The organism is Actinomadura sp. CNU-125, from assembly GCF_001942465.1.
In the GTDB taxonomy this organism is placed as follows: Bacteria; Actinomycetota; Actinomycetes; order Streptosporangiales; family Streptosporangiaceae; genus Spirillospora.
In genome coordinates, this window is the sequence record NZ_MKJY01000277.1 from 24,069 (window position 1) to 49,624 (window position 25,556).

Sequence of the window (25,556 nt, forward strand, 5' to 3'; positions counted from 1 at the left end):
CGTGTCGATCATCTCGTCTGTTCTCCTGTCAGGCGGTCAGGACCTGCGGGCCCGCGCCCAGCAGGTGCCCGGCGTAGTTGCGGCCGTGCCCCTCGGGCGTGAGGTAGGCGTGGCCGAGCGCCGTCTGCACGTCCTGGAACGACCGGTGCAGCGGGTGATCCACGAACGCGGTGCGTCCCGTCGTGGCGTGGTAGAGCCCGTGCACGGCCGTCCCGACGACCTCGCACCCGTGGTCGACGTCCCAGCGGATCCGCGCCAAGTGTTCGTCGCCGGGGTGCTCGTTCCGCTCGGCCATCGCCTGCATCTCGATCACCGCGCGCCGCAGCTTGGACGTGGCCGCGTCGATCGTCCATTCGGCCTCGGCCAGCCGGATCTGGGTCAGCGGATCGTCCCGCTGCGCCGCTTTCGGCGGTACCACCCTGGTCGAGGTGACCTCGGTCCACCTGTCCATGAAGCCGCGCGCCATTCCCAGCACCGACGCGGCCAGCACCAGGTTGAACACCGCCGACCACGACATCCGGTACAGCGGCGCGTCGTTGAGTTCCCGGCCGGGCAGCGGCGCCCACGCCGCGTAGTCCAGATGGGATTGCACCCTGTGCGCGGGGACGAAGACATCGCTGACCACGATGTCCTTGCTGCCGGTGCCGCGCAGGCCCGCCGTGTGCCAGTTGTCGTCGATCCCGTACTCGCCGGGCAGGACGAGCAGCGAGCGGTAGTCCGGCACCTTCCGGCCCTCGCCCGGATCGAGGAACCCGACGATCGCGCCCAGGTTCACCCCGTGCCCGTGGTCGCACCCCGACGAGAACGACCACCGGCCGTCCAGCCGGAACCCGCCGTCCACCGGCGTCGCCCTGCCGGTCGGCATGTACGACGACGAGTGGATCCGCGCGGGATCGTCGCCCCACATCTCCCGCTGGGCGCGCTCGCCGAACAGTGCGAGCTGCCACGGGTGGACGCCCATGACGCCCAGCACCCAGCCCGCCGAGGCGTTCACCCGCGACACCTCGACGACCGCGTCCATGAACTCGATCAGCGGAACCTCCCCGCCGCCCCAGCGGGCCGGTTGCAGCCCCCGGACGAGCCCGGACTCGACGAGCAGTCGCCACGTCTCGTCCGGGAGCCGACGCAGCCGATCCCCTTCGTCCGCCGCACCGGCGAGCTCGTCCGCGAGCCGCCGCGCGGTCTCTGCCAGCGACATCCGCCCACCTCCACAATGCCCTACGGAACGACCGGTACACTCCGGAACGATCAGTCCAGAGAGTAGGCGGATGTGAGACGGCACGTCAACAGTCGGACCCCGCGGGGCTGCGACACTGGAGGGGCAGAGCGGCCGGAAAGGACACGGATGGCCCCCAAGACCGAGCGCCGGCAGCAGCACGGCGAGCAGTCCCGGCAGCGCATCCTCGACGCGACCGTCGAGATCGCCGCCGAGCGCGGCTATGAGGGCACCAGCATCGCCCTGGTCAGCGAACGCTCAGGGCTGCCGCGCAGCTCGATCTACTGGCATTTCCGCGACAAGGACGACCTGCTCGCCGCCGTGATCGAGCGCAGCTACCAGCTCTGGCGCGGACGCCTCCGCGCGTTCGACCGCACCCCGGGCCTGGACCGTCCGGCACGGCTGCGCGAGCTGACCGACGCAGTCGCCGTCAGCCTCCTCGACCAGCCCGAGTTCCTCCGCCTCGGCATGATGCTCACCCTCGAACGCCGCCCCGTCGAGGCCAAGGCCCGCCAGCTGTTCATCGACATCCGCGCCGAGGTGCACGCCTTCGTCGCCCGCGAGTTCCGCGACCTGCTGGCCGACGCCCCGGACGACCGGCGCGAAGACACCGCGGACAGGCTCGCCCGGTTCGCCCTCGGCGCCGCCGACGGCCTCTTCCTCGCCTACCAGCTCGACCCCGCCACCTTCGACCTGCGCGACCAGTTCGAGATGCTCGCCACCACCCTCGACGCCGCCTGGCCCCGCCCGGCGACCTGACGGCCCGTTCCTCACCCCGTGGCGACGGCGATCTCCAGCCCCGCGTCTTCCAGCCGGCTCCCGAGCCGTTCCATCTCGGCGAGAGTTCCGACGACCCCGTCCGACCTCAGACGTTCCGCACTGCGTCTCACCTCGGAGAACGGCACCCCGAGAACGTCGCGGACCGCCTTCATGGTGCGCAGCGACCCCAGCGGCTCCCCGGTGATCGTCAGGACGGCCGGTCCGTGCTCCGCCAGGATCAGTCGCCTCAGCTCGTCCGGGGTCTCTCCCACGCCGCAGGCGACGGTGAGGAACTCGCAGGACGTGCATTGACGCTGGACGTGCCAGTGCACCTCGTCGAGAAAGAAGTCCTGGCTCGCGCTGACCTCGACCGTTTCGCCGCAATCGGGACATCGTTCGCGCCAGGACGAAGCCTGCCCGGGGGGTGCCACCATGCTCGTCATTATCGGTACCGGGCGGTTCCGTGTCCGGCGGACCGGACACGGAACCGCCCGATCCGCGCTAAACCGCCAGGCCGTCGAGGATGGCGGCCACTTCACCGGCCCTGTACAGGAAGCCCACGTGCGACGTGTCGAGGGTGTGCACGTCGTAGGGGTTGCCCGGCGTCAGGGCGTCCGCTTCGGCGATCAGCCTGTCCTGCATCGCCACCGGAATGGACCGGTCCTCGGTGAGCCGGACGTACGTCCGGGGGACGGTGCCCCAGGTGTCGGCGCGGACGCGGGCGTCCGACATCATCACCGCCATCGACTCGTCGGGCTGCAGGATGTTGAGGAACGCCCGGAACCGCGCGTCGTCGACGTCCGCCATCGTGGCGGCCTTGAGCGCGGCGAGCAGCTCCGGGTCGGCGGTGCGGTAGTTGGCCCGGCCGACGCCGAGCCGCTGCGGGTCCCCGACGTTCAGCGCGGCCAGCGGGCCCATGAGGTTGTCGGCGTACTCCGGTTCCTGCATGTATTCGATCGGGTTCGACCGTTGCACGCACGACCACGCGGAGATGTAGACGAGCCGGCTCACCAGCTCCGGGGCCTGGTTGGCCACGCCGGTGATGGTCGTCCCCCCGAGGCTGGCGCCCACCAGGACGACGGGCCCGTGCGCCGCCAGGCGACGGACGACGCCGGTGACCGCGTCCACGTTGTCCTGCAAGGTGACGCCTTCCAGCGTGGACGGTTCGTCCGCCCAGGCTTCGAGGTCCTGCGGGGCCTGGTAGGCGACGGGGTACTGCGCGTCGAACCCGTGGCCGGGCAGGTCGACGGCGAAGCCGCGGTGGCCGAGCAACGCCAGTTCGCGCTGGACGGGCGCCCACATGAAGGAGCTGGTCCCGGAGCCGTGGACCAGGACGAACGTCGGAGCGGCATCGGTGATGGTGCTGCTGGAATCGGATGGCATGAATGCGGTCCGTTCGGATCGAGGCATGACGGACATGCCCGGAGTCGAGAGGAGGTCGGCCGACGGCACGTTCTGCGGAGCGTCGGCTGCGCCGTCCCGGACCGCGTCACCCGCGCAGGAAGGAGGCGGGGCGGTCGGCGACGGGCCTGTCGCGAGACGGGGAAGACCGGGCGCCGTTCACAGGCGCGCCTCGGCCGCCGATCGTCGAGCGATCGGCAGAACGTCCCGTCTCAGCGGGTCCGGAGCCGGATGAAGTAGACCATGATCGAATTCTAGCAGTGCCCGGTCAGGCGGAGCCGCCGCTCGCGGCGGCGATGACGCGGGTGAGCGTGCGGTGCAGGTCCTGCAGCTCGTCGAGGCTCATGCCGAGGCGTTCCATGATCGTGGCGGGGATCTTCTCGGCCTGTGCCCGGAGGGCCTCCCCGGCGGGCGTCACGGTGACGGCCAGCAGCCGCTCGTCCCGGCTGTCGCGCTCGCGGCGGATGAGATCCGCCCCCTCCAGGCGTTTGAGCAGGGGAGAGAGCGTTCCGGGGTCGAGTTCCAGCAGGCGGCTGAGCTCCTTGACCGACAACCTGCGGTGCTCCCACAGCGCCAGCATCACCAGGTATTGCGGGTGCGTCAGCCCCATCGGCTCCAGGATCGGCCGGTAGTGCGCCAGCACCGTGCGCGAGGCGACCACCAGGGCGAAGCACACCTGGTTCTCCAGGGCGAGCGGGTCGGGAACGTCGCTCAGATCACGCGCCACGGGTCCTCCGGACGAATCGCTCTTCGGTTAACCTGATGGTACCGCAATGATTGGTGCACCAATCGTTTGGCCGCAATGGAGGTGCCGTGTTCGGCAGAGCCCCGATCGAAGAGCGCATCGCCCGCCGTCAGGCCGAGCTGGACCCCCGCCCGCGCGGCAAGAGCCAGTTCGACCAGCCCACCGCCAAGTACCTGTTCATCGTCATGGCGGTCGTGACTGTGGCCGCGCACGTCATCGGAGGCGTCCTGCTCGCCGTCCTGGCCCACTGAGGAGACCGCATGCCCATGAGACGACCGTCCTTCCTGCCGTCCCTGGACGAACTGGAGCAGCAGGCCCAAGACCGATCGGCCCACCGTGCCGCCCCCGGCTCCCAGTTCGACCACCCCACGGCCAAGTACGTCCTCATCGCCGTTCTCGCCGTGACCGCCCTGGCGCACATCATCGGCGGCATCGTCTTCGCGATCGTCGGCTTCTGAGCCCGCCGGAAAACCCGTCGCGTCCCGGGCGACCGGCCCGCCATGCTGCCGGGCGATGAACGACGAAGAGTTCTACGCCTCGTCCGGCACCCTCCTCGGTGCCCTGCAGCGCGGTCTCGGCCGCGGCGTGACCCGCGCGATGCACGACCCGGACGCCGCCCGTCCGGCGGTGCTGTCCTGCCTGCGGCGCGATCACCGCTGGTGGTGGACGGTCGACGAGCGCGCCGTCTACCTGGCCCGTCTGGTCCGCGACCTGGAGATTCCCGTCGCCCAGGTTCTGGCGGTGCTGGACGCTACGCCTCCCGAAGACGACGAGAACGCCGCGGGCCTGACCCTGGAAGTCCTGGAGGTGCTCGGCCGCGCGGGAAACCGGGAGGCCACCGAAGCCGTACGCCGCCACACCCCCGAAGGCCCGCACCCGATCGAGGCCGCACCCGGCGAAAGGCCCCCCGCACCGGTCCCGGACCCCACGCTGGCGGAAGCACGCCGCTGGACGACGGTGCCCGATCATCCCCGGTACTGGCCCTCCGCGCACGTCCTGGCCGGCGACGGCGAGGAACGCGACGTCCCGGCTCTCCTGGAGGTGGTGAACCGGGTACCCACGCGCACGGAGGGCCTCGACCGGTGCTATCGCGGTTTGATCGAAGGGCTGGCCCGCATCGGCGGAGACGAGGCGGCCCAGGTCGTCCCGCGCCTGCGGTCGCTGTGGTTCACACCGCATACTTACGAGCGCGCAGCCGTACTGCACGCGCTCTTGACGTTCGCCCCGGCGGACGAGCATCCCCGGTACCTGATCGAAGGACTGGAGGACTGCGAGGCGGACGTCCGGGAACTGGCCGTCGCCCACGTCGAGCTCACCGACCGCACCCGCCGCTGCCTCGCCTACCTGCGCGACGACCCCATGGAGACGCCCGAGGTCCGCGCCGCGGCCGCACGCCGCCTGGACCGGAGCGGCTGATCAGACCCGGGCAGGCACTCGGCCGCCCGCCTACGAGCGTCGGTCGCTCGCACCGAAGTCGCTTGCGAGCCAGTCCTCGATCGAATCCCACGGGAAAGCGTGGCGTCCGTACGGCCCGGGCATGGTCGTGGGGGCCTGTATCCGGTCGAGTCGAAAGAGACGCCAGTCGTCGCGGCCGAGGTCATAGGCGATGAGGTACCAGTGCCGGTGCCGCAGGAGATGTCGATATGGCTCGACCGTGCGGCGTGAACCGCGGCCGTGCTGATCCGTGTAGTCGAACATGAGGCGTGCGCTCATCGCAACGGCATCGGCGATCGTGCCGACGAGTTCCCAGTCCGTTGGCGCCGGGGCCTCGCGGAGGACTTGCGTCGACAGCGCTATCGCCGCGGCACGCCGTCGCAGGTTCCCCGGCAGCACCAGTTCGAGCTTCGCCCGGGCTGCTGCAACGGACGTGTCGTGGGGCGACCACGCTTCCAGGATCATCAGGCTCGTGATGATCGTCGAGACCTCGTCCGAACTGAGCAGCAGCGGCGGAATCCTCATACTCGGCCGCAGTGCGTAAGTGGCACCTGGACCTGGGCGGGAGTGCACCTCGTAGCCCATATCGCGAAGACGCATCGCATCTCGGCGCACTGTGCGTTCGCTGACCCGCAGGCGGGCGGCGAGGTCGTGGGCGGTCCACTCCCGCGCCGACTGAAGGAGCGCCAGCAGTTGCAATGACCGGGTCGTGGGCGAGTCCATCGATCCATGATCGCCCAAGATGCGGCCAGGATCCGGCCGCATCCCCTCATAGCGTGGAGGGCGACCCGAGGGAAGGAACTCCATGCGAATCGCCGTCACGACACCTCAAGGCAATGTGGGCCGCCACCTGGTACGGATGCTCATCCGGGCCGGTGTCACACCGGTGCTGCTCACTCGGCACCCAGAGAACATCCCCGCGGCGGTGGCCGAACACGTCGAGCCGATCAAGACGGACTCGCGGGAGCTGAAACAGGTCGCCTCCGCGACCGCCGGCGTCGACGCCGTCTACTGGGTCGACCCGCCCGCCGAGTCGGCCGACCCGCTGGCGGACTACCGTCGCGCGACGGAGGCCATCGTGGCCGCGGTCGAGACGAACCGGATCGGACGGGTCGTCTTCCAAAGCAGTGTCGGCGCGGAGAAGCGTCACGGTGCGGGCGAGATCGACGGGCTCGCGGAAACAGAAGTCGCTCTCGACGACTCGGGCGTGGACGTCACGCATCTGCGGTGCGGCTACTTCTTCACCAACCTGCTGTTCGAAGCGGAGTCGGTGAAGGCCGGACGACTGGAGACCGTGCTGCCTCTCGACGCTCCGATGAGCTGGGTCGCCCCGCGCGACATCGCTGAGGTGGCCGCGCTCACCCTGCTCAATCGCGATTGGGGCGGACGCCGCGTCCAGGCCGTCCACGGCCCTGAGGACCTGACCTGGACGCAGGTCGCGGAAATCCTTGCGGAAGAACTCGGACGGGAAGTACGCGTCGCGCGGATCGCCGACGAGCGGATGCGTGAGCAGTACATCCACGCGGGCATGCCACCGGCTACGGCGGACGCGATGCTGGGGATGTCTACCGGACTGCGGGACGGCTTCACACCCGAGCAGGGCCGCTCGACGGTCACCACCACCCCCGCCCGGTTGCGCGGCTGGATCCGCGAGGAACTCATCCCCGTCCTCTGAAGTCGTCGTTCGACCGGGTCAACGGCGGATGGCCCCGGGGATGGGGCCACCCGCTGCGACTTTGGGAATGCGGAGGTCGCAGGCCGCCCGGCCGATCAGACCCAGGTGGGCACTCGGCCGCCCGCATAGCGGCGCCGAAGCCGCCGGTGGGCAGGATCCGGGCGATGGCGTCCAGGTCGTCCGTGGTGAGGGTCAGGTCGGCGGCGGCGTTGTTCTCCTCCACCCGTGCGACGCTGCGGGTGCCGGGGATCGGCACGATGTCGTCGCCCCGGGCGAGGAGCCAGGCGAGGGCGAGCTGGGCGACGGTCGCGTCCTTGGCCGCGGCCAGATCGGTGAGCTGCCGGACGGCCTCGATGTTCTTCTCGAAGTTGCCCGGCTGCCAGCGCGGGTCGCCGTTGCGCATGTCGGTGGCGTCGTACTCCCCGGCGGGCTTCGCGGTGCCGGTGAGGAAGCCGCGCCCCAGCGGGGAGTAGGCGACGAAGCCGATGCCGAGCTCGCGCAGGACGGGGAGCAGCTCCTCGACGTCCCGCTCGAACAGCGAGTACTCGGTCTGCAGGACCGAGACGGGCTGGACGGCGTGCGCCTTCCGGATCGTCTCGGGCCCGGCCTCCGACAGGCCGAGGTACTTGACCTTGCCCGCCTCGATGAGCTCCTTGACGGTCCCGGCGACGTCCTCGATCGGCACGTCGGGTCGACGCGGTGCTGGTACAGCACGTCCACGTGGTCGACGCCCAGGTAGCGCAGGCTGTTGTCGAGCACCTCGCGGATGTGCTCGGGCCGCGAGTCGGTGCCGAACTCGCGGGTGAACCCGAACTTGGTCGCGATCGTGATCTCGTCCCGGAACGGCGCGACGGTCTTGCCGACGATCTTCTCGTTGGCGCCCCACCCGTAGAGTTCGGCGGTGTCGAAGTGGGTGACGCCCTGCTCGTGGGCGCGCCGGATCGTCGCGGCCCCTTCGGCCTCGTCGCCGGGACCGTAGGCCATCGAGATGCCCATCGCGCCGTAGCCGATCGCCGAGGTGACCAGACCCTGACGGCCGAGAGTGCGCTGCTGCATGGTGGAAACCTCCGCAGAGAGAACAAACCAAACCGTTCGGTATGAACGATAGCCGCCCTGTCTCCGACGTCAAACCGAACGGTTCGGTTGGCTAAGGTGGGGGCATGGCCAGCACCGACTCCACGCGCGACCGGATCGTCGCCGCGGCCCAGGCCGAGTTCGCCCGGCACGGGATCGCCGGCGCCCGGGTCGACCGGATCGCCAAGGCCGCCCGCACCAGCAAGGAACGCGTCTACGCGTACTTCCGCAGCAAGGAGAAGCTGTACGGCTTCGTGGCCGCACGGGAACTGGCGGTGGCCGCCGAGGCCATCCATCTGGACCCGACCGATCTGCCCGCCTACGCCGGGCAGATGTTCGACTACTTCGCCGCGCACCCCGACCGCTACCGGTTCATCGCCTGGGGACGTCTCGAACTCGGGTCCGACACCGAACCGTCCGCCGATGAAGCCGACCCCTACGGCGAGGCGATCCGCTGCAAGGCCGAGTGGATCCGCCAGGCCCAAGAGGCCGGCGACCTCGACCCCACCTGGGACCCGACCGACGTGTTGGCCCTCGTCACCCAGATCGCCACCACCTGGCTCGACCAGCCCGAACTCGGATGCCTCCCACGGGACGCGACGGACCCCGCCACGGTCGCCCGCCGCGCCGCCGTCGTCCGAGCCGTCCACACCCTCTTCCCGCCCGCCGACTCCTCTTGATCGCGCCGGGGCGTCCTGTCAGCTGAGCATGCGGTAGTCGCCGAGAACCTCAAGGGGCTGGGGCGCGGGAGCCGCTTCCACCGCCCATCTGGCCACGGTCGCCAGCAACTCGCGCGCCTCGGCGATACCGGGCAGCGGGTTCTCCACGCCGTCGGCGAGCTCCAGCAGCGCGACGAACTCGGTGCCTTCGGCCCGGCGGAGGTAGGCGTACCGGACGCCGTCCGGCCGCTGGGCGCGCACGGCGGCGAACGCTTTCTCGATCGCCTGGACCACCTCGGTGACGCCTTCTTCGGTCACCTGGTACTTGATCATGAAGACCGGCATGGCTGCTCCTGCCCATCGGGGAGAGAACGGCGAGCCCGTTGCTCGCTCACGGCGGCAAGCCTCTCCGACGGCCGGTTTCAGCGTCCAATACCTGCATCTATAACCGGGCGGGATGGATGATCGTGCCCGATCCCGCGCGTCGCGTCCGGGCCGGTCGTCAGGAGATCGTCTTGCGGTAGACCTGGCGGGAACCGCCCTCGGGGCCCGGCTCCGCGGTCTCGGCGGGGGCGAAGCCGAGCCGCTCGTAGAAGACCCGGGCGCCGCTCGCGGACGCGCCGGGGTGGTCGGCCCCGAAGGTCACGACCTCCACGGTCGCGGGGACGCGCACGAACCGTCCCATCGCGTCCGCCATCAGCGCCCGACCGGCGCCTCGCCCGCGCACCCGTTCGGAAACGACGAGCCAGTGGACGTGGTAGGTCGGGTGCTCGCCTCCCATGAACAACCCGCCGAGAACATCGGCCCCTTCGGTGGCGACCAGGGCCGTGCCCCGGCGAACGTGCTTGGCGACGGCCGCGTGGAAGCCCGGGTCCTCGACCATGGGGCCGAACCAGTCCTCGACCTGTGCGGCCAAGGCGACGAACCCGGGCTCGTCCCGTTCACCGGCGAGCCTGACGTCCACGCGTGCAGTATCGCAGCCCGCGCCCGCCGTGGCCCGGCTGTCGGACGGCTCCGCACGCCAAGGCCGCGAGTGGGGAATCAGGCGAGGTCGTGGCCGCCGGACTTGATCTGGGAGAGGAGGGCGGCCCAGGTGCTTGGGGTGAGGGCGAGCGTGGGCCCCTTGGGATCCTTGGAGTCCCGCACCGCACACCGCCCCGCGATATCCGCGACCTCAATGCAATCTGCGCCTTGCGCGGAGTGATGGCTCTTGCGCCAGTTGGGTTTCGAAGTAGCGAAAAACGGTTGCGAGCGCTTGGCCACGCTGGTTTCCCTATAGCGATGCGGGGTCACGGGAGGTCGTGACCACCGGTCTTGATGCGGGTGAGAAGGGTGGCCCAGGCATGAGGGGTGACGGTGAGACAGGGGCCGTTCGGGTCCTTCGAGTCTCGTACCAGGTGTTGCCCGACTATCTCCGCGACCTCGATACACTCCGTGCCGCCGCCTTGGGAGTAGCTGCTCTTGCGCCAGGTGGGCTTTGAAGCCGCGAACGGCGATGTCAATTGGTCGACCATGCTCTTTACCTGTAGCGAACGTCGTCAGGGGAGGTCGTGGGCGCCGGTTTTGACGGTGGTGAGGAGGGCGGTCCAGGCGTGCGGGGTGAGGGCTAGCGTGGGCCCATTGGGATCCGTGGAGTCGCGAACGACGTGTCCGACTGCGAAAATTTCCGCAACCTCGACGCACGTGGCGCCCTGCGCCGAGTAAGAGCTCTTGCGCCAGTTGAGTGCCGACTCGGCCGGAGTGGTCATGCTTTCCCTCTGACGTGGTCAGTGGAGGTTGTGGATGCCGGTCTTGATGGTGGTGAGGAAGGACGACCACGCGCGTGGGGTGAACGTGAGTATCGGGCCGTCCGGGTCCTTGGAGTCCCTGACGAGGCGGACTCCGGGAGTTTTTGCGAGTTCGACGCACTGTCCGTTGGCCTGGGTGTGGCTGCTCGTGCGCCAGGTGAGAGAGGTGGCGTCGATGGGGGGCTGAGGCATGGCTAGTACTCCTCCGCGACTCTGGATATCAGGTCGAGTGACTCGGCCGGGCCGATCGCCTTGGCGGTCAGAAACGACCAGGCCAGGTTGCATGTCTGCATTTCCTCGGGTTTGTCCAAATATAGATCGCCCGCAATGGTTTCGATATAGGAGATCGGCTCCGACGTCTCCGCGAAGCGGATGATCGCGAACGAACCGGCGGTCCCAGGGTGCGCTCCAGCGGCCAGCGGCAGTACTTGGACCTTTACCCGGGGGAGCCTGGCACGTTCGAGGATGTGGCGCAGTTGGGCGCGCATCACGACCGGGCCACCGACGACGCGGCGAAGGGCGGCCTCGTCGATGATGAACCAAAGGCGAGGCGAGGGGGTCTCGGTCAGCAGGGTTTGCCGGGCGGTCCGGACTTCGACGCGTCGCTCGATCTCCTCCTCGCTCATCTCGGTCAAGGCGCCCGACATCATCGCTCGTGCGTAGTCGGCGGTCTGGAGGAGGCCGGGGACGGACAGCGGCTCGAAGTTCATGACTTCGGAGGCTTCGGCCTCCAGTCCGATGTACTCGGCGTACTGGGGTGGAAGTACGTCAAGGTATGCGTGCCACCAGCCTCGTTGGCGCGCTTCCTTGGCGAGAGTGACTAGTTTGTCCCGATATTCACCCGCTTCGACTTCATAGAAGTCGAGAAGGCGTTTGAGATCTTTAACTTGGATGCCCCGTGTGCCTGTTTCGATACGGCTGATCCACGGTTGTTGGACGTCCATGGCTTGGGCGACCTGGGTGTTCGTCAGTCGGCGGTCGCGGCGAATCTTCCGTAGCTCGCGGGCAAGCAACCGGCGGCGGAAGGTCGGACTGTGCTCTCGGGACATCAACACCTCACTCTATGGCTTGATCTCATGCTTGGCTGGACGCCCCGGCAAGGAATTATTCCAAAGGACTTGTGTCATGGTTCGCGATCGTGAATAGTCCCCTCTATCACGAGGGGCGATCGGACGATGACTCTTAGTGTGTTCGCTTCGCAGGGACCGAGTACGGGTGGTGGTCATGGTGTGGCAGGGGTCTGGTGATGCAGGCTCGGGGGCGGAGGTGGTGCGGCGGGGCGGGTGCGCCGTGCGGACGCTGCCGGTGGACGGGACGTGCGCTGCGGTGGCGCGACGGTTCGTGCGGGACGTCCTCGCCGAACTCCGCCTTCCGGACGGGCTCGTCGAGGACTCCGTGACGATGGTCTCCGAGCTGGCGACGAACGTCTTCGTGCACACGCTGGGCGGTCGCGTCCTCAGCATCACCCCGACGGTCGGGCTGCCGGAGGTGCGGATCTACGGGCGGGAGAGCGGGACGGAGCTCGTCGTGAAGGTGTTCGACTCCGGGTCGTGGATCGGGGCACCGCCCCGCGGGGCGCTCCGGCCGGAGGCCGGGGCGGAGGGCGGGCGAGGGCTGGAGATCGTCGATGCCTTGGTGCGCGAGCACGGGGGCCGGTGGGGGCTCCATCGGAGCCGATCGTCGCTGGGGCTCGCGCCGGTGCCGGGGAAGGTCGTCTACTTCGGCCTGCCCGGACGCCTGCCGGTGGCGCCCGTCGACGACTGCATCCGGACCGTCCGGGAGCTGGCGCGGATGCTGGCCGCGCAGGGGATCGAGCGCACGCACCTCAGCGTCGGGTGGGGGATGGCCGTCCTGTCGGTTCGGGCCGGGATCACCGCGTGGGCGCGGGACGGGGGAGTCTCGGTGACGTTGCCGCCGGTGGGGACGCGCAAGTTCGCGATGTCCGACCTCGCCGATGTCGCCGAGGAGATCGTCCGGTGCGGGGAGGATCTCGACGCGTGAGGGGCCGGGGGCGGCCGAGCCGCCTCCGGCCCGGAACGGTCAGCTCTCGCGGGTCCAGACGGGGTTGATCCAGACCTCGCGGATGCGCCAGCCCGCCGGGGTACGGGTCGTGGCGTAGCGCTGGCGCAGGCCGCCGGTGAAGTGCGGCGCCCGGCCGTCGCGGTAGTAGTACACGGTCGAGTTCGCCGAGGCGGTCGCCTGGTCGTCGTCGACGTCCACCAAGAGGTCGGTGGTCGTGTGCTGGGTGTGGTCTCCGTCGACCTCGTCCTGGCGCATGAAGCCGACGACCTTGTCCAGGCCGTTGAGTTCGCCGCCGCGCGGGGAGTGCACCGTGACGTCCTCGGCGAGGACGGTGTCGGCGTCGTCCCACCGCTTCTCGTCGAGCAGGAGCGCGAAGCGGGTGAGCAGGTCGGCGATCTCGATGCGGTCGGTGATCAGTGTGTCGGTGGGCATGGTCTTCCCTTTCGTTCAGGAGGCGGCCAGGGTCGCGTTTGCCCTGGCCAGGACGGTGTTCAGGACGCGGCCCGCGGCGGCCAGGTCCTCGGGCGGGAGGTCGCCCCACAGGCCCTGGGTGATCGGGCCGAGCGCGGTGCGGACCTGCGTCCAGCGCGCCCGTCCTTCGTCGGTGGCCTGGACGCCGCCGTCGTCGTCGCGCAGGAAACCCGCGGCGGTCAGCTCGGCGATGCGTTCGGCCACCGATGCCCGGTCGAACTGCGTCGCGCCGCTGACCCGGCGGACGAGTTCGGCGCGGTCGACGGCTCCGCCGCCGGTCACGGTCAGGGTGAGGGTCACCCACTGGGGCTCGGTGATGCCGGACCCGGCGAGCTGCCGGTCCAGGATCGCGTTGAGCGCCTTCTCGGTCTGGCCGATGAGCGCGGAGCCGAAGGTCTGGGCGGTGGTCGTCATGATGCCTCCAGGTTTGTTTCCGTGACTAACGTTTGTCCCACTAACGTTTATGGCATGAACGAAGTTACATCGTTAGTCCGACTAACGCAAGAGGGTAGGATCGGCGCCATGACCGGCAGAGTCGAAGCAGGGGACATGCCCGACCACAGCGAGATCCGGACTCCGGACAGGCTGCGGCGGCGGGCCAGCCGGCTGCTGGCACAGGTGTCCGGACAGTCGGATCGGCTGGTGAGCGAGGGGCTGGCCCGGGTGGACGCCCGCAAGTGGCACTACGCCGTGCTCGCCTCGCTGCACGAATACGGTCCCGGCAGCCAGGCGACGCTGAGCCGGCGCACCGGCATCTACCGCAGCGACATGGTCGGCGTCCTCAACGAGCTGTCCGAGCGCGGTTTCGTCGAGCGGGCGCCCGATCCCGGCGACCGGCGGCGCAACGTCATCACGATCACCGCCCAGGGCCGCCGGCACCTGCGCCGCCTCGACGGGGTCATGGACGATCTCCACGAGGAACTGCTCGCCCCGTTGCTCCCCGACGAGCGCGCCCAGTTCGTGGGGCTGCTCACCCGCCTGCGGGACCACCACGCGCAGGCGTCACCGGTCGACTGACACGGAAAGGGCCGGGCCTTTCGGCCCGGCCCGTCGCGTCACTCCTCGGAGTTCTCCGGGGGCGGCCCGAGGGGGCCGCTGATCGTGGTGATCGTCGTGTCGAGTTCGTCGCCCGAGCCGTCCCGGCGGCCGAGCGGGGCGTTGAGGTTGGCGGGCTTGCCGTTCGGGCCCGCCGCCCGGAGCGGTGTCGGGGCCGCCCACGCCTGGAGCAGGACGTCCTCGCCCTTCAGGAACCGGTGCGAGCGGACGCCTCCGGTGGCTCTTCCCTTCGACGGGAAGTCCGCGAAATCGGCGATCTTGATCGCGCCGGTCTGCGTGCCCGGCAGGGCCGAGGACGAACCGGAGATCGTGATCACCCGCGCCTCGCGGGACGGGTCGAGGGCGCCGAACCACAGGACGTGCGCGTCCGCGCCCAGCTTGATGCCCGCCATGCCGCCCGCCATCCGGCCCTGCGGGCGGACGAGCGAGGCGGCGAAGTGCAGCAGTTGTGCGTCGTTCGTGATGAAGACGACGTGATCGTCCTCGGACTGCAGGTGGACGGCGCCGATGACTCGATCGTCGTCCTTGAGGGTGATGACTTCGAATTCGTCCCGGTTGTGCGGGAAGTCGGGGACGACCCGTTTGACCACGCCCTGGACGGTGCCGAGGGCGAGACCTCCGCCGACCTCGTTCACGGACGCGATGCCGACGATCGTCTCGTCCGGTTCGAGGTCGACGTACTCGGTCGCCGGGGCGCCTCCGGCCAGCGACGGCGGCGCGGCGGTGGGCGGCAGGGTCGGGAGGTCCACGACCTCGATGCGGATCATCCGGCCGAGGGACGTCACGGCCCCGACCTGGCCCCGGACGGTCGCGGGGACCGCGGAGATCAGGACGTCGTGCTGCGCCCGGGGTCCGCTGTCGGGAAGCGGGGACGCGTCGTGGGTGCGGGCGAGGAGGCCCGTGGACGACAGGAGCACCGTGCACGGATCGTCCGCGACCTGCAGCGGGACGGCGCCGACGGCCTGCTGTCCGGACGCCTCGATGAGGACCGTGCGGCGCGGCGTCGAGTACTCCTTCGCGACCTCGGCGAGTTCCCTGGAGACGAGGTTGCGGAGCTTGCGCTCCGATTCCAGGATCGCCGTCAGCTTCGCGATCTCCTTCGCGAGCTGCTCCTTCTCCTTCTCGAGTTCGAGCTTGTCGAAGCGGGTGAGGCGGCGCAGCGGCGTGTCGAGGATGTACTGCGACTGGATCTCCGACAGCTCGAAGGTCTGCATCAGGCGCTCTTTGGCCTGCGCGGCGTCGTCGCTCTCCCGGATGATCCGGATGACCTCGTCGATGTTGAGCAGGGCGACCAGGAGGCCGTCGACGAGGTGGAGGCGGTCCTCGCGCTTCTTGCGGCGGAACTGCGAGCGGCGCCGGACGACCTCGACGCGGTGGTCGATGTAGACCTGCAGGAGGTCGCGGAGGCCGAGGGTGCGGGGCTGCCCGTCGACCAGGGCGACGTTGTTGATGCCGAAGGTCTCCTCCATCGGCGTCAGCTTGTAGAGGTCGGCGAGGACGGCCTCGGGATTGAAGCCGTTCTTGATCTCGATGACCAGGCGGAGGCCGACGTTGCGGTCGGTGAGGTCCTTCAGGTCGGCGATGCCCTGCAGCTTCTTGGCGTTGACCAGTTCCTTGATCTTGGCCTTGACGCGCTCCGGCCCGACCGCGTACGGGAGTTCGCTGACGACGATGCCCTTGCGGCGGGGCGTGACGTTCTCGATCGTCGTGGTGGCGCGGGTGCGGAAGGTGCCCCGGCCCTTCTCGTAGGCGTCGCGGATGCCGTCCAGGCGACGATCTTGCCGCCGGTGGGCAGGTCGGGTCCGGGGACGAACCTCATCAGGTCTTCGAGGGTGGCGTCGGGGTGGTCGATGAGGTGCCGGGCGGCGGCGACGACCTCGTCGAGGTTGTGCGGGGCCATGTTGGTGGCCATCCCGACGGCGATGCCGGACGCGCCGTTCACCAGCAGGTTCGGGAACGCCGCGGGCACGACCTCGGGTTCCTGCTCCTGGCCGTCGTAGTTCGGCCGGAAGTCGACGGTGTCCTCGTCGATGGACCCGACCATGAGCATGGCCTCGCGGGTCATGCGGGCCTCGGTGTACCGCATGGCGGCCGGCATGTCGTCGCCGCCGAGCGAGCCGAAGTTGCCGTGCCCGTCGACGAGCGGCATCCGCATGGCCCAGCGCTGCGCCATCCGCACCATCGCGTCGTAGATGGCGCTGTCGCCGTGCGGGTGCAGCTTGCCCATGACCTCGCCGACGACGCGGGCGCACTTGACGTGCCCGCGGTCGGGACGCAGCCCCATCTCGTTCATCGAGTAGAGGATGCGCCGCTGGACGGGCTTGAGCCCGTCGCGCGCGTCCGGAAGCGCCCGCTGGTAGATGACCGAGTAGGCGTACTCGAGGAAGCTGCCGCGCATCTCCTCGGAGACATCGACGTCGACGATGTTCTCTTCGAAGTCCGGCGGCGGTGGAGGGGCTTGGGATCCGCGTCGTGCCATGCGCCTTATTGTGGCCGGTCCCAGAGACAGTTGTGCACATGCCACCCGGACGTCTCGGGGATCCTGTCATCTTTCGCCTGTGGACGAGCGTGTTCGGAGCGGGCATCGCGACCACGCCGGTCTGCGATCATTCCGGGTGGAACGAACCGCGAGGAGGACGTTTCGTGAGCGGACTGGCCGACTTCCAGAACTCGATCTATCTGCAGGGTCTCGGTGACGTCACCCCGTCCCTGCCCACCGACCTCACGAAACTGGAGGGTCGTGCAGAGCGCGCGCTGTCGGCCCAAGCATTCGGTTATGTGGCGGGGTCGGCCGGGAGCGAGGCGACCGCGCGTGCCAACAGGGACGCGTTCGATCGTCACCGGATCGTCCCCAGGATGCTCCGGGACGTCGCAGAACGTGACCTGTCCGTGAACGTGTTCGGCACCGAGATGCCGTCCCCCGTACTGCTCGGACCGATCGGCGTTCTGTCCATCATGCATCCCGACGGGGAACTGGCCGTGGCGCGCGCGGCGGCGGCCGAAGGCGTCCCGATGGTGCTGAGCACGGCGGCGTCCTACGACATGGAGGCGGTGGCCGAGGCGAACGGCGAGGGTCCGCGCTGGTACCAGCTGTACTGGCCCAAGGACAGGGACCTCGCCGCCAGTTTCCTCGGACGGGCCAGGGCCGCGGGCTACACGGCCCTGGTCGTCACCCTCGACACGTTCACGATGGCGTGGCGGCCCCGCGACCTCGACCAGGGATACCTGCCGTTCCTGCGCGGCATCGGCGTCGCGAACTACTTCAGCGATCCCGTCTTCCAGCGGGCGGTGGGCGGGCCGGTCACCGACGCCAACCGCGAGACCGCGCTGCTGCACTGGATCGCCAACTTCGGGAATCCGTCGCTGACCTGGGACGACCTGGTGTTCCTCCGCGAGAACTGGGACGGCCCGATCGCCCTCAAGGGCATCCAGCACCCCGACGACGCGCGGCGGGCCGTCGACGCGGGGATGGACGGCGTGATCGTCTCCAACCACGGCGGACGGCAGGTGGACGGGGCGATCGCGTCCCTCGACGCGCTCCCCGGCGTCGTCGACGCGGTCGGCGACCGGACGACCGTGCTGTTCGACAGCGGCGTCCGGACGGGCGCGGACGCGGTGAAGGCGCTCGCGCTCGGCGCGAAGGCCGTCCTGCTGGCGCGCCCGTACGCCTACGGGCTCGCGCTGGGCGGGCAGGCCGGCGTCCAGCACGTCCTGCGGTGCTTCCAGGCCGAGATGGAGCTGACGATGGCGCTCGCCGGAATCGCCCGTCCCGAGGAGATCGGCCCGCAGATCCTCGCCGGACCCTGACAAATGTCACGGGTCGCCCGTGGGTTCCTCACCGGCGATTCCTGATGCCCGTGACTGCCGCCCGCGTCCCGCGCGGGAAGCATGGACGGCATGAAGGCACCCGTGATCGAGGTACGCGGACTGGAACTGAGCGACGCCGCCCACCGGAGCCCGCGTGACGTGGCCTTCACCGTGGCGTCCGGCGAGGTCTACGCGGTGCTCGGCCGGTACGGCGCGGGCAAGACCGAGCTGCTCGAACTGCTCGCGGGCCTGCGGCGGCCCACGGCCGGGACCGTCCGCGTGCACGGCGCCGACCCGTACGCCGACCGTGGCGCGGCGCGCGGCGGGGCCGTCTGGCGCGACGGCGGACTGTTCCCGGGGCTGACGGTCGCCGAGATCGTCGACACGTGGCGGCGCTGGACGCTCGACCCAGCTGACCGCGCGGACGCGCTCGCCCGCGTCGGTCTCGCGGACGCCGCCGACATGCCGTTCGAGCGGCTGGCGCCGGGGGAGCGGCGGCGGCTCGACCTGGCGCTCGCCCTCGTCGGCCGCTCCGACCCGCTGCTTCTGGACGAGCCGACGGCCGGCCTCGACGCCGGTGCGGCCCGCGAGGTGCGGTCGGTGCTGCGCCGCCTGGCCGCGCACGGCACCACCGTCGTGCTCACCACCCGCGACCCCGGCGAGGCGTGCCGCGCCGATCGGGTCGCGTCCTCGCCGAGGGACGGCTGGTGACCGGCCGCGACTCCGCCCGGCTCGCCGCCCGCCCGCGCGCGGCCTGACCCGGTCGCGTGGCGGGCACGTACGCTGGGCGCGTGCAGCCCTGGATTCCGCGGCCCACGGTGATCGCCGCGACGATCGTGGGGATGACGGTGCTCACGCTGAGCGGCTTCATGGCGCCAGCGCTGTGGGACGAGGCGGTCGGCGCGCGCGACGCCGCCGGGTTCACCGCCGGTCTCGTGGGGGTCGCGGCGGTTTTCGCCGGATACGCCCGGTTGCTGTGGCTGAACCTGATGCGCCGCACCCGTCCCGCGCACCGGGCCGGCTTCGCCGCGATCGTCCTGGCGTGCTGGACGGCCCCGCTGCTGGGCGTCGACCAGGGGTGGGGCAACGCGCTGCTCGTCCCGTCCGGGCTGATCGCGGTGGTGCTGCCGGTGCGCGAGGCGGTCCCGGTGGCCGCGGCGGCGACCGTCCTGACGCCGGTCTACGGGCTGCTGCTGGGCATGCCCGCGCTGGCGCTGCTGTACGAGGCACTGGGCGTGCCGCTCGCCGCTTTCTCCGGATACGTCACGGTCTGGCTGTTCCATGTCGTGCAGGAACTCCGCGAGGCGCGCTGCGAGCTGGCCCGGTCGGCGGTCGGCGCGGAGCGGCAGCGGTTCGCCCGCGACCTGCACGACGTGCTCGGCCACAGCCTGCAGGCGGTGGCGCTGCGCGCCGAGGTCGCCGAACGGTACCTCGACCGCGACGGCGGGCGCGTCCGCAAGGAACTCGCCGAGATCCAGCGGATGGCGCGCGACTCGGTGCGCGACGTGCGCGAGGTCGTCCGCGGCTACCGGGCGACGTCGCTGGCCGCCGAGCTGGACGGCATGTCGGCGGTGCTGCGCGCGGCGGGCATCCGGTGCGAGCCGCCGGAGGTGTCGCCCGCGCTGCCCGCCCACGTGCACGAACCGCTCGGGTGGGTGGCGCGGGAGGCCGCCACGAACGTCCTGCGGCACTCCACCGCGAGCTGGTGCGAGATCAGCGTGCGCGCGGACGGCGGCGGCGTCCACGTCGAGATCGTCACGACGGCGCCGCGCGCCGCTCCACCGGGGACGCGGGCAGCGGCCTGCCCGGCCTCGCCGAGCGGATCGCGCGCCGGCGGGCGGCGAGTTCCGCGCGGGCCCGGCCGGGGACGGCACGTTCCGCGTGACGGCCGCGCTGCCCGCCGCGCCGGTGGAGGGAGACGCGTGATCCGGGTCCTGCTGGCCGACGACCACCTGCTGATCAGGGAGGCGCTCGTCCTGCTGCTGGAGACCGAGGACGGCATCGAGGTCGTCTCCGACGTCGGCCGCGGCGACGAGGCCGTCGACCGGGCGCTCGCGCTGAAACCGGACGGCCGCCGTCCTCGACATCGACATGCCGGGGCTGGACGGGCTCGCCGCCGCCGAGCGGCTGGCCCGCGACCTGCCCGCCTGCAGGCTGGTGATCGTCACCGCGCACGGCCGGCCGGGCAACCTGCGGCGCGCGATGGCCGCCGGGGTGCGCGGGTTCCTCGGCAAGGACGCGCCGGGCGCGCGGCTCGCGGAGGTGATCCGGCAGGTCGCGGACGGCGCCCGGTACATCGACCCGCAGCTCGCCGTGGACGCGCTCGCCGCCGAGGAGTGCCCGCTGACCCCGCGCGAGCTGGACGCGCTGCGCGCGGCGGCGGACGGCGCCCCGGTGTCGAAGATCGCGCGGAGCCTCGGCCTGTCGGAGGGGACGGTCCGCAACTACCTGTCGGCGGCGGTCACCAAGCTCGGCGCCGACAACCGGCACGCCGCCGTGCGCGCCGCCCGCGACCTCGGCTGGCTCTGACGTCCGGAGGCTCTCGCGGGCCGCTCAACCCCGGCGCGACGATCAGCGCGCCGCGCTTGGTGACCGGCCGCGGCGTCGGCACCCGCGCCGCGGCCGCCTCCGCGTCCGGGCGCGCGACCTGCCGCGCGATCAGGTAGTCGCGGACGGCGGCGCGGTGCGGCAGCGTGATCAGCGGCGCGTCCCAGCGTTCGACCTCGACCTCCTCGAACACCGCGCACACGAGCGCGGGCGCGTCCTCGGCGTCGAACGGGGTGCGCGGCGGGCACCAGACGGGCGCCAGCTCGGGCTGTCGGCGCGGCTGATCGCGGACGCAGTAGCAGCCCGCCGGGCGCGAGCACGCGCCGCGCCTCGCGCAGCGCCGGGACCGGATCGTCCAGGTGGTACAGCATGTTCACGGCCGTGACCGCGTCGAACGTCCCGTCGCCGAACGGCAGTCGCGCCGCGTCGCCGCGCACCGCCGGGCCGGGATGGGCGCGCAGCAGTTCCGCCGACGCGTCCAGGCCGACGAGCCGGAACGGCGGCGAACCGGGCAGCGCGCCGTTCAGCGCGCCCTCCCCGCAGCCGACGTCCAGGACGCGCGACGGGGCCGCCGCCCGCAGCTTCGCGGCGACGTGATCGTGCAGGCTGCGCGCGCCGATCAGGTACCGGCGGGTCACCCGCGCGGCGAGGCGGAAGCGCTCGGGATCGGCGTCGTAGTCGGCGTCCACGGCCATGCCGGAAGTCTGCCCGGCCCGGGGCGCGGGGAAGCGTCGCCGCGCCGTCGGGACGGCGTGCGTCGGGACGGCGTGCGCGGGGACGGGGTGCGCGGGGACGGGGTGCGCGCGCCCGGCTCAGGACTGCGCGCGGGCGGGGGCGGGCGCGGGGCGAGGTCGAGCGTGACGAGCGCCGAGCCGTCGTCGGCGAGCGCCTCGGCGACCGGCGCGCGGCGGGCGCCCCACACCACGGCGACGTGCCCGTGCGGCGGCACGTCCAGGAGCCGCTTGCCGACCCGCACCCGCACGACGTCGGCGGACGCGCGCAGCCGGGCCTCGCTCACCCACTTGGCGCCCCACGGCAGCAGCCGGTTGGCGTTGCGGACCGTCCGTCCCGTCCCGTACTTCTGCAGGTGGCGGCCCATCTCACCGGACGAGCGGCGGGCGAGGGGCTCGTCGGGGGCCGAGCCGGCGGCGCCGCCGATCTCCATCCACTCGCCGTCGCGCTGGTGGAAGGTCCAGCCCTCGATGAGTGGAACGGTCCCGCCGTCGCCCCACTGCAGGAACGTGACGACGGCGACGTCGCCGTCGCGGTCGACCCCGAGCGGAAGGAAGTCCAGTCCGTCGTCGACGGACTGGGGGGCGGGGTCGGGCAGGCCGTCCCGCAGGAGCCGCAGGCACTCCTCGTGCACCTTGTGGTCGTACATGTGGGGGACCTCTGATCGTGCGGGCGTGGCGTTCTTGCAGGTGGGGGCTGCAGGCAAGGCAGTTGCGAGCAGGGCCCGGGGGTCCGCGTGCGAGCGGGCTCCCGCGCCTGCATCACTCTAGAGGTCCGGCTCGTCTGGTTTCATCCGTCTGGCCCACTCCCGTCAGCGCTTCGCAAGCCGTCCGTCACCAAATCGTTGTTCGGGTGTCGATGTGGGGGTTTGTGACGATCCTCTCCTGCTGTGATGGTGCTCACGTGGAGTGTCCCTCGATGGCGGCTCGATAGTGGGATGTCCGGCGGATAGCTGGTTCGTGGTGCTTTCTGGTTGATTTGCGTCATCCGCGTTTCCCGGATTAACTGCTGACATGACCGCCGTACGCCCGTGCCGAGAGCACCGCCCGCAGATGTCGCGGGCCCCGCGGTGTGCGCGCTGCCGTCGAATGTGTGACCGCTGAGGGCCCCCGCCTGAGCCTCGCGCCCCGAAGCGAGCGAACTCCGACCCCGAGTCACGCATGATCATCGAACGCCACCTGCTGAGCCACGCCCCGTACCCGCCCGGCCTCGCCTGACCGGGCCGGACGAGCGGACGAGCGTCCGCCGCGGGCTCCGGGAACCTCGCGCGCCCGCCGTCCGGTCGAACAGGCCCGGCCGACACGCCCAGGCCGACACGCCCAGGCCAGCAGGCCCCGATCAGCACGCCCCATCCGCACGCACCCGCCGCCCACCGGCGGCGCCTGTCCGCACGGGTTGATTCTCTGTGATCCAGATCGAAGAACTCCGAAAGGTCTACCGCGCCCGAGGACGCGAGGTGACCGCCGTCGACGGCGTCGACCTCACCGTCCGCGAAGGCGAGGTGTTCGGCGTGCTCGGCCGCAGCGGCGCCGGGAAGAGCACCCTGCTGCGCTGCGTCAACCTGCTGGAGCGTCCCGACTCGGGCCGCGTCCTGATCGACGGCGCGGACCTGCTCGCCCTGCGCGGCGCCGGGCTGCGCCGCGCCCGCCAGGGCATCGGCATGATCCACCAGCACTTCGGCCTGCTCGGCAGCCGCACGGTCGCCGGGAACGTCGCGTTCCCGCTGGAGGTCATGGGCGTCCCGCGCGCCGAGCGGACGGCGCGCGTCGCCGAGCTGCTCGACCTCGTCGGGCTCACCGAGCACGCCAAGGCGTACCCGGCGCAGATCTCCGGCGGGCAGAAGCAGCGCGTCGGCATCGCCCGCGCACTCGCCGGACGCCCGAAGGTGCTGCTGTCGGACGAGGCGACCTCGGCGCTCGACCCCGAGACCACCGCCTCGATCCTGGAACTGCTGCGCGACCTCAACCGGCGGCTCGGCCTCACCGTCCTGCTGATCACCCACGAGATGGAGGTCGTCAAGCGGATCTGCGACTCGGCCGCCGTCATGCACGCGGGCCGGTTCACCGAGTCCGGCCCGGTCACCGAACTGCTCGCCCGTCCGGGCTCGGAGCTGGCCCGGGGCCTGTTCCCGCTGCCGCCCGCCGAGCCCCGCGCCGGGTCGACCGTCGTCGAGGTCACGTTCGTCGGCGGCGCCACCGAGGAGCCGTTCGTGTCCGCGCTGGCCCGCAAGTACTCGCTGGACGTCAACATCCTCGGCGGCGCCGTCGAGACGGTCGCCGGGGAACGCGTCGGCCGCCTGCAGCTCGAACTGCCCGGCGAACCGTCGGCGAACGCGGCGCAGCTCGCGTTCCTGCGCGAGGCGGGCCTGTCGGTCGAAGTCCGCGAACCCGCCGCTCCCGAGTCCCCGGCCACCGAGTCCCCGACCGCCGAGTCCCCGACCGCCGAGGAGGACGCCCGATGAGCTGGGACGAGGTCATGCCGCTGCTGTGGCCGGCCACCTGGGAGACGCTCTACATGACGGGCGTCGCCACCCTGTTCACGGCCGTGTTCGGGCTGCTGCTCGGCGTCCTGCTGGTCGTCACCGAACGCGGCGGCCTGCTGCCCGCGCCGCCGGTCAACAAGGTGCTCGGCGTCATCGTCAACATCGGGCGGTCGCTGCCGTTCCTGATCCTGATGGTGGCGATCATCCCGTTCACCCGGATCGTGGTCGGCACCAGCATCGGCAACGAGGCGGCGATCGTCCCGCTCACCATCGGCGCCATCCCGTTCTACGCGCGGCTCGTCGAGATCGCGCTCCGCGAGGTCGACCCCGGGGTGATCGCCGCGGCGGACGCGATGGGCGCGACGCGCCGCGAGATCGTCCGCAAGGTGATGCTGCGCGAGGCGCGCCCCGGGCTGGTGTCGGGGCTGACCGTCACCGTGATCGCGCTGATCGGCTACACCGCCATGGCCGGGACGGTCGGCGGCGGCGGCCTCGGCAACCTCGCCGTCGTCTACGGCTACCAGCGCTTCGAGACCAACGTGATGGTCGCGACCGTGGTGCTGCTGATCGTGCTGGTCCTCATCATCCAGGCGGTCGGGGACTTCGTCGCCCGCCGCCTCACCCACCGCTAGAGAAAGGCACTCGTCGTGCTTCGCAAGATTTCCGTCGCCGTCGCCTCCCTCGGGCTGCTCGCGGGCCTGACCGCCTGCGGCTCGTCCGGCGCGTCCGACGACCCGAACGCGCCGCTGAAGGTCGCGGTCAACCCCGTCCCGCACGGTGAGATCCTCCAGTACGTCAAGGACGAGCTGGCCGCCGACGCCGGGCTCGAACTGGAGATCGTCACCTTCAACGACTACAACCAGCCCAACACCGCGCTGGTCGAGCAGCAGGTCACCGCCAACTACTTCCAGACCGTCCCCTTCATGGAGGAGTTCGAGAAGAAGGCGGGCGACGACCTGGAGTGGATCGCGCCGGTCCACCTTGAGCCGCTCGGGATCTACTCCGAGAAGGTCAAGGACCTGAACGCCGTGAAGGAGGGCGCGACCGTCGCCGTCCCGAACGACCCGGCCAACCAGGGCCGCGCGCTGAAGCTGCTCGCCGACAACGGCCTGCTCACCCTGAAGCCGGACGCCCCGACGAGCGCGACCGAGCAGGACATCGCCGACAACCCGAAGAAGCTCGAGATCAAGCCGCTGGAGGCCGCGCAGCTGCCCCGCTCCCTGCCGGACGTCGACCTGTCCGTCATCAACGGCAACTACGCCATCGAGGCGGGGCTGACGCCGAAGAACGACGCGCTCGCCGCCGAGAAGGCCGAGGGCAACCCGTACGCCAACGGTGTCGTCACGCTGCCGGAGGACAAGGACGACCCGCGCGTCAAGAAGCTCGTCGAGCTGCTGCAGGGGCCGGAGGTCGCCGAGTTCGTGGAGGGCAAGTACAACGGCTCGGTCCTGATCGCGACCGGGGAAACGGCCGCCACCTCCTGATCATCCGATCCTGAATCCGCGTTCTCCTGAAGCGCCGCGATTTGTCCGCCCGTCCTGATAGGACAGGGCGGACAAATTCGTTCAAGGGGGTTCGATGGCGCTCTGGGAGCATCTGGGCGACTACGAGGGCCTGCCCGTATTCGAGTTCGGGCCGGACCGTCTCGACGACGGCGCGACGGAGCTTCCCGACCTGCCCGCCCCCGGC

The 25,556-nt window shown here is 70.9% G+C and carries 29 protein-coding genes and 4 pseudogenes; 15 read left to right on the plus strand and 18 right to left on the minus strand.

Features of this window, described 5'->3' with window-relative positions:
- Positions 1-28 precede the first annotated feature (28 nt).
- Positions 29-1,198, minus strand: a complete 1,170-nt coding sequence (locus BJF79_RS28390; protein ID WP_075901938.1) for an acyl-CoA dehydrogenase family protein — start codon at positions 1,196-1,198, stop codon at positions 29-31.
- Positions 1,199-1,345: 147 nt separating this feature from the next.
- On the opposite strand from BJF79_RS28390, the gene BJF79_RS28395 reads away from it, so the two are divergent.
- The gene (locus tag BJF79_RS28395; protein ID WP_075901940.1) at positions 1,346-1,975 is read left to right on the plus strand and encodes a TetR/AcrR family transcriptional regulator; all 630 of its coding nucleotides are present in this window, start codon (positions 1,346-1,348) and stop codon (positions 1,973-1,975) included.
- 11 nt (positions 1,976-1,986) lie between these two features.
- Here BJF79_RS28395 and BJF79_RS28400 read toward each other — a convergent pair whose 3' ends face one another.
- From BJF79_RS28400 to BJF79_RS28410, 3 genes are all read right to left on the minus strand, one after another.
- Positions 1,987-2,409, minus strand: coding sequence for a hypothetical protein (locus tag BJF79_RS28400; protein ID WP_075901942.1), 423 nt, complete (start codon positions 2,407-2,409; stop codon positions 1,987-1,989).
- A gap of 67 nt (positions 2,410-2,476) precedes the next feature.
- Positions 2,477-3,358 carry an alpha/beta hydrolase gene (locus BJF79_RS28405; protein WP_075902005.1) on the minus strand — a complete coding sequence of 294 codons (882 nt, stop codon included), beginning with the start codon at positions 3,356-3,358 and terminating at the stop codon, positions 2,477-2,479.
- 286 nt (positions 3,359-3,644) lie between these two features.
- On the minus strand, positions 3,645-4,103 hold the full coding sequence (locus BJF79_RS28410; protein WP_262402700.1) for a MarR family winged helix-turn-helix transcriptional regulator: 459 nt from the start codon (positions 4,101-4,103) through the stop codon (positions 3,645-3,647).
- An 86-nt stretch (positions 4,104-4,189) separates the two neighbouring features.
- Here BJF79_RS28410 and BJF79_RS28415 point away from each other — a divergent pair, with 86 nt between their 5' ends.
- Genes BJF79_RS28415 through BJF79_RS28425 form a run of 3 tightly spaced genes read left to right on the plus strand, consistent with a single transcriptional unit; the run spans position 4,190 to position 5,537 of the window.
- Positions 4,190-4,372 carry a hypothetical protein gene (locus BJF79_RS28415; protein WP_075901944.1) on the plus strand — a complete coding sequence of 61 codons (183 nt, stop codon included), beginning with the start codon at positions 4,190-4,192 and terminating at the stop codon, positions 4,370-4,372.
- Positions 4,373-4,381: 9 nt separating this feature from the next.
- Positions 4,382-4,579, plus strand: coding sequence for a hypothetical protein (locus tag BJF79_RS28420; RefSeq protein ID WP_075901946.1), 198 nt, complete (start codon positions 4,382-4,384; stop codon positions 4,577-4,579).
- A 55-nt stretch (positions 4,580-4,634) separates the two neighbouring features.
- Positions 4,635-5,537, plus strand: coding sequence for a hypothetical protein (locus BJF79_RS28425; protein ID WP_075901948.1), 903 nt, complete (start codon positions 4,635-4,637; stop codon positions 5,535-5,537).
- A 30-nt stretch (positions 5,538-5,567) separates the two neighbouring features.
- Here the strand turns inward: BJF79_RS28425 and BJF79_RS28430 are convergent, their stop codons facing one another.
- Positions 5,568-6,278: a helix-turn-helix transcriptional regulator gene (locus BJF79_RS28430; RefSeq protein WP_075901950.1), complete on the minus strand. Its 711-nt coding sequence runs from the start codon at positions 6,276-6,278 to the stop codon at positions 5,568-5,570.
- Positions 6,279-6,360: 82 nt separating this feature from the next.
- On the opposite strand from BJF79_RS28430, the gene BJF79_RS28435 reads away from it, so the two are divergent.
- Positions 6,361-7,230 carry an NAD(P)H-binding protein gene (locus tag BJF79_RS28435; protein WP_075901952.1) on the plus strand — a complete coding sequence of 290 codons (870 nt, stop codon included), beginning with the start codon at positions 6,361-6,363 and terminating at the stop codon, positions 7,228-7,230.
- Here BJF79_RS28435 and BJF79_RS62005 read toward each other — a convergent pair.
- Positions 7,214-8,286, minus strand: a pseudogene (locus tag BJF79_RS62005) (aldo/keto reductase). The gene BJF79_RS28435 and the pseudogene BJF79_RS62005 overlap by 17 nt on opposite strands.
- A 104-nt stretch (positions 8,287-8,390) precedes the next feature.
- Here BJF79_RS62005 and BJF79_RS28445 point away from each other — a divergent pair.
- A complete protein-coding gene (locus BJF79_RS28445) occupies positions 8,391-8,984 on the plus strand; it encodes a TetR family transcriptional regulator (RefSeq protein ID WP_075901954.1) in 594 nt (197 codons plus the stop codon).
- Positions 8,985-9,002: 18 nt separating this feature from the next.
- Here BJF79_RS28445 and BJF79_RS28450 read toward each other — a convergent pair whose 3' ends face one another.
- The 7 genes from BJF79_RS28450 to BJF79_RS28480 all read right to left on the minus strand — a co-directional run bounded on the left by BJF79_RS28450 (position 9,003) and on the right by BJF79_RS28480 (position 11,799).
- Positions 9,003-9,308, minus strand: coding sequence for a hypothetical protein (locus BJF79_RS28450; protein WP_075901956.1), 306 nt, complete (start codon positions 9,306-9,308; stop codon positions 9,003-9,005).
- Positions 9,309-9,465: 157 nt separating this feature from the next.
- Positions 9,466-9,927 (minus strand): GNAT family N-acetyltransferase, encoded by a 462-nt coding sequence (locus BJF79_RS28455; RefSeq protein WP_075901958.1) that lies wholly within the window; start codon positions 9,925-9,927, stop codon positions 9,466-9,468.
- A 77-nt stretch (positions 9,928-10,004) separates the two neighbouring features.
- Positions 10,005-10,256: a DUF397 domain-containing protein gene (locus BJF79_RS28460; RefSeq protein ID WP_316043461.1), complete on the minus strand. Its 252-nt coding sequence runs from the start codon at positions 10,254-10,256 to the stop codon at positions 10,005-10,007.
- Positions 10,253-10,477 (minus strand): DUF397 domain-containing protein, encoded by a 225-nt coding sequence (locus tag BJF79_RS28465; RefSeq protein ID WP_075901960.1) that lies wholly within the window; start codon positions 10,475-10,477, stop codon positions 10,253-10,255. Before BJF79_RS28465 ends, BJF79_RS28460 begins: the two co-directional genes overlap by 4 nt.
- 24 nt (positions 10,478-10,501) lie before the next feature.
- On the minus strand, positions 10,502-10,711 hold the full coding sequence (locus BJF79_RS28470) for a DUF397 domain-containing protein (RefSeq protein WP_075901962.1): 210 nt from the start codon (positions 10,709-10,711) through the stop codon (positions 10,502-10,504).
- Between the two features lie 18 nt (positions 10,712-10,729).
- Positions 10,730-10,942 carry a DUF397 domain-containing protein gene (locus BJF79_RS28475; RefSeq protein ID WP_075901964.1) on the minus strand — a complete coding sequence of 71 codons (213 nt, stop codon included), beginning with the start codon at positions 10,940-10,942 and terminating at the stop codon, positions 10,730-10,732.
- 2 nt (positions 10,943-10,944) lie between these two features.
- Positions 10,945-11,799 carry a helix-turn-helix domain-containing protein gene (locus BJF79_RS28480; protein ID WP_075902011.1) on the minus strand — a complete coding sequence of 285 codons (855 nt, stop codon included), beginning with the start codon at positions 11,797-11,799 and terminating at the stop codon, positions 10,945-10,947.
- 175 nt (positions 11,800-11,974) lie between these two features.
- Between BJF79_RS28480 and BJF79_RS28485 the strand changes: the two genes are divergently transcribed.
- The gene (locus BJF79_RS28485) at positions 11,975-12,751 is read left to right on the plus strand and encodes an ATP-binding protein (RefSeq protein ID WP_262402705.1); all 777 of its coding nucleotides are present in this window, start codon (positions 11,975-11,977) and stop codon (positions 12,749-12,751) included.
- A gap of 39 nt (positions 12,752-12,790) precedes the next feature.
- Here BJF79_RS28485 and BJF79_RS28490 read toward each other — a convergent pair whose 3' ends face one another.
- Both BJF79_RS28490 and BJF79_RS28495 read right to left on the minus strand, forming a co-directional pair.
- Positions 12,791-13,204, minus strand: a complete 414-nt coding sequence (locus tag BJF79_RS28490; protein WP_075901968.1) for a nuclear transport factor 2 family protein — start codon at positions 13,202-13,204, stop codon at positions 12,791-12,793.
- 15 nt (positions 13,205-13,219) lie between these two features.
- Positions 13,220-13,657, minus strand: coding sequence for a MarR family winged helix-turn-helix transcriptional regulator (locus BJF79_RS28495; RefSeq protein WP_075901970.1), 438 nt, complete (start codon positions 13,655-13,657; stop codon positions 13,220-13,222).
- Between the two features lie 108 nt (positions 13,658-13,765).
- On the opposite strand from BJF79_RS28495, the gene BJF79_RS28500 reads away from it, so the two are divergent.
- Positions 13,766-14,260, plus strand: coding sequence for a MarR family winged helix-turn-helix transcriptional regulator (locus tag BJF79_RS28500; protein ID WP_075901972.1), 495 nt, complete (start codon positions 13,766-13,768; stop codon positions 14,258-14,260).
- Between the two features lie 38 nt (positions 14,261-14,298).
- On the opposite strand, the pseudogene BJF79_RS28505 reads toward BJF79_RS28500, so the two are convergent.
- Positions 14,299-16,778 (minus strand): annotated as a pseudogene (locus BJF79_RS28505) (DNA topoisomerase (ATP-hydrolyzing) subunit A).
- 164 nt (positions 16,779-16,942) lie between these two features.
- Here BJF79_RS28505 and BJF79_RS28510 point away from each other — a divergent pair.
- The 4 genes and pseudogenes from BJF79_RS28510 to BJF79_RS28525 all read left to right on the plus strand — a co-directional run bounded on the left by BJF79_RS28510 (position 16,943) and on the right by BJF79_RS28525 (position 20,635).
- Positions 16,943-18,106, plus strand: coding sequence for a lactate 2-monooxygenase (locus BJF79_RS28510; protein ID WP_075901974.1), 1,164 nt, complete (start codon positions 16,943-16,945; stop codon positions 18,104-18,106).
- A 90-nt stretch (positions 18,107-18,196) separates the two neighbouring features.
- Positions 18,197-18,817: an ATP-binding cassette domain-containing protein gene (locus BJF79_RS28515; protein ID WP_262402702.1), complete on the plus strand. Its 621-nt coding sequence runs from the start codon at positions 18,197-18,199 to the stop codon at positions 18,815-18,817.
- A 488-nt stretch (positions 18,818-19,305) separates the two neighbouring features.
- A pseudogene (locus BJF79_RS62015) lies at positions 19,306-19,587 on the plus strand (histidine kinase); the annotation flags it as partial.
- Between the two features lie 441 nt (positions 19,588-20,028).
- Positions 20,029-20,635, plus strand: a pseudogene (locus tag BJF79_RS28525) (response regulator).
- Here the strand turns inward: BJF79_RS28525 and BJF79_RS57430 are convergent.
- A complete protein-coding gene (locus BJF79_RS57430) occupies positions 20,551-21,348 on the minus strand; it encodes a class I SAM-dependent methyltransferase (protein WP_075901977.1) in 798 nt (265 codons plus the stop codon). The pseudogene BJF79_RS28525 and the gene BJF79_RS57430 overlap by 85 nt on opposite strands.
- Positions 21,288-22,034, minus strand: a complete 747-nt coding sequence (locus tag BJF79_RS55965; RefSeq protein WP_075901979.1) for a hypothetical protein — start codon at positions 22,032-22,034, stop codon at positions 21,288-21,290. Before BJF79_RS55965 ends, BJF79_RS57430 begins: the two co-directional genes overlap by 61 nt.
- A gap of 756 nt (positions 22,035-22,790) precedes the next feature.
- Here BJF79_RS55965 and BJF79_RS28540 point away from each other — a divergent pair.
- The 3 genes from BJF79_RS28540 to BJF79_RS28550 are packed head-to-tail and all read left to right on the plus strand — an operon-like array spanning position 22,791 to position 25,351.
- Positions 22,791-23,846 (plus strand): methionine ABC transporter ATP-binding protein, encoded by a 1,056-nt coding sequence (locus BJF79_RS28540; protein WP_075901981.1) that lies wholly within the window; start codon positions 22,791-22,793, stop codon positions 23,844-23,846.
- The gene (locus BJF79_RS28545) at positions 23,843-24,499 is read left to right on the plus strand and encodes a methionine ABC transporter permease (protein WP_075901983.1); all 657 of its coding nucleotides are present in this window, start codon (positions 23,843-23,845) and stop codon (positions 24,497-24,499) included. Before BJF79_RS28540 ends, BJF79_RS28545 begins: the two co-directional genes overlap by 4 nt.
- A 15-nt stretch (positions 24,500-24,514) precedes the next feature.
- Complete coding sequence (locus tag BJF79_RS28550) at positions 24,515-25,351, plus strand: MetQ/NlpA family ABC transporter substrate-binding protein (RefSeq protein WP_075901985.1); 837 nt, start codon at positions 24,515-24,517, stop codon at positions 25,349-25,351.
- The last annotated feature ends 205 nt before the right edge of the window (positions 25,352-25,556 follow it).

Coding starts and splice junctions, on each gene's coding strand:
- BJF79_RS28470 (WP_075901962.1), bottom strand. CDS start 10,711: ATGACCACTCCGGCCGAGTCGGCACTCAACTGGCGCAAGAGCTCTTAC.
- BJF79_RS28395 (WP_075901940.1), top strand. CDS start 1,346: ATGGCCCCCAAGACCGAGCGCCGGCAGCAGCACGGCGAGCAGTCCCGG.
- BJF79_RS28425 (WP_075901948.1), top strand. CDS start 4,635: ATGAACGACGAAGAGTTCTACGCCTCGTCCGGCACCCTCCTCGGTGCC.
- BJF79_RS28445 (WP_075901954.1), top strand. CDS start 8,391: ATGGCCAGCACCGACTCCACGCGCGACCGGATCGTCGCCGCGGCCCAG.
- BJF79_RS28450 (WP_075901956.1), bottom strand. CDS start 9,308: ATGCCGGTCTTCATGATCAAGTACCAGGTGACCGAAGAAGGCGTCACC.
- BJF79_RS28430 (WP_075901950.1), bottom strand. CDS start 6,278: ATGGACTCGCCCACGACCCGGTCATTGCAACTGCTGGCGCTCCTTCAG.
- BJF79_RS28485 (WP_262402705.1), top strand. CDS start 11,975: ATGGTGTGGCAGGGGTCTGGTGATGCAGGCTCGGGGGCGGAGGTGGTG.
- BJF79_RS55965 (WP_075901979.1), bottom strand. CDS start 22,034: ATGTACGACCACAAGGTGCACGAGGAGTGCCTGCGGCTCCTGCGGGAC.
- BJF79_RS28390 (WP_075901938.1), bottom strand. CDS start 1,198: ATGTCGCTGGCAGAGACCGCGCGGCGGCTCGCGGACGAGCTCGCCGGT.
- BJF79_RS28400 (WP_075901942.1), bottom strand. CDS start 2,409: ATGGTGGCACCCCCCGGGCAGGCTTCGTCCTGGCGCGAACGATGTCCC.
- BJF79_RS28405 (WP_075902005.1), bottom strand. CDS start 3,358: ATGCCATCCGATTCCAGCAGCACCATCACCGATGCCGCTCCGACGTTC.
- BJF79_RS28545 (WP_075901983.1), top strand. CDS start 23,843: ATGAGCTGGGACGAGGTCATGCCGCTGCTGTGGCCGGCCACCTGGGAG.
- BJF79_RS28465 (WP_075901960.1), bottom strand. CDS start 10,477: ATGGTCGACCAATTGACATCGCCGTTCGCGGCTTCAAAGCCCACCTGG.
- BJF79_RS28500 (WP_075901972.1), top strand. CDS start 13,766: ATGACCGGCAGAGTCGAAGCAGGGGACATGCCCGACCACAGCGAGATC.
- BJF79_RS28475 (WP_075901964.1), bottom strand. CDS start 10,942: ATGCCTCAGCCCCCCATCGACGCCACCTCTCTCACCTGGCGCACGAGC.
- BJF79_RS28420 (WP_075901946.1), top strand. CDS start 4,382: ATGCCCATGAGACGACCGTCCTTCCTGCCGTCCCTGGACGAACTGGAG.
- BJF79_RS28480 (WP_075902011.1), bottom strand. CDS start 11,799: ATGTCCCGAGAGCACAGTCCGACCTTCCGCCGCCGGTTGCTTGCCCGC.
- BJF79_RS28515 (WP_262402702.1), top strand. CDS start 18,197: ATGAAGGCACCCGTGATCGAGGTACGCGGACTGGAACTGAGCGACGCC.
- BJF79_RS57430 (WP_075901977.1), bottom strand. CDS start 21,348: ATGGCCGTGGACGCCGACTACGACGCCGATCCCGAGCGCTTCCGCCTC.
- BJF79_RS28490 (WP_075901968.1), bottom strand. CDS start 13,204: ATGCCCACCGACACACTGATCACCGACCGCATCGAGATCGCCGACCTG.
- BJF79_RS28435 (WP_075901952.1), top strand. CDS start 6,361: ATGCGAATCGCCGTCACGACACCTCAAGGCAATGTGGGCCGCCACCTG.
- BJF79_RS28495 (WP_075901970.1), bottom strand. CDS start 13,657: ATGACGACCACCGCCCAGACCTTCGGCTCCGCGCTCATCGGCCAGACC.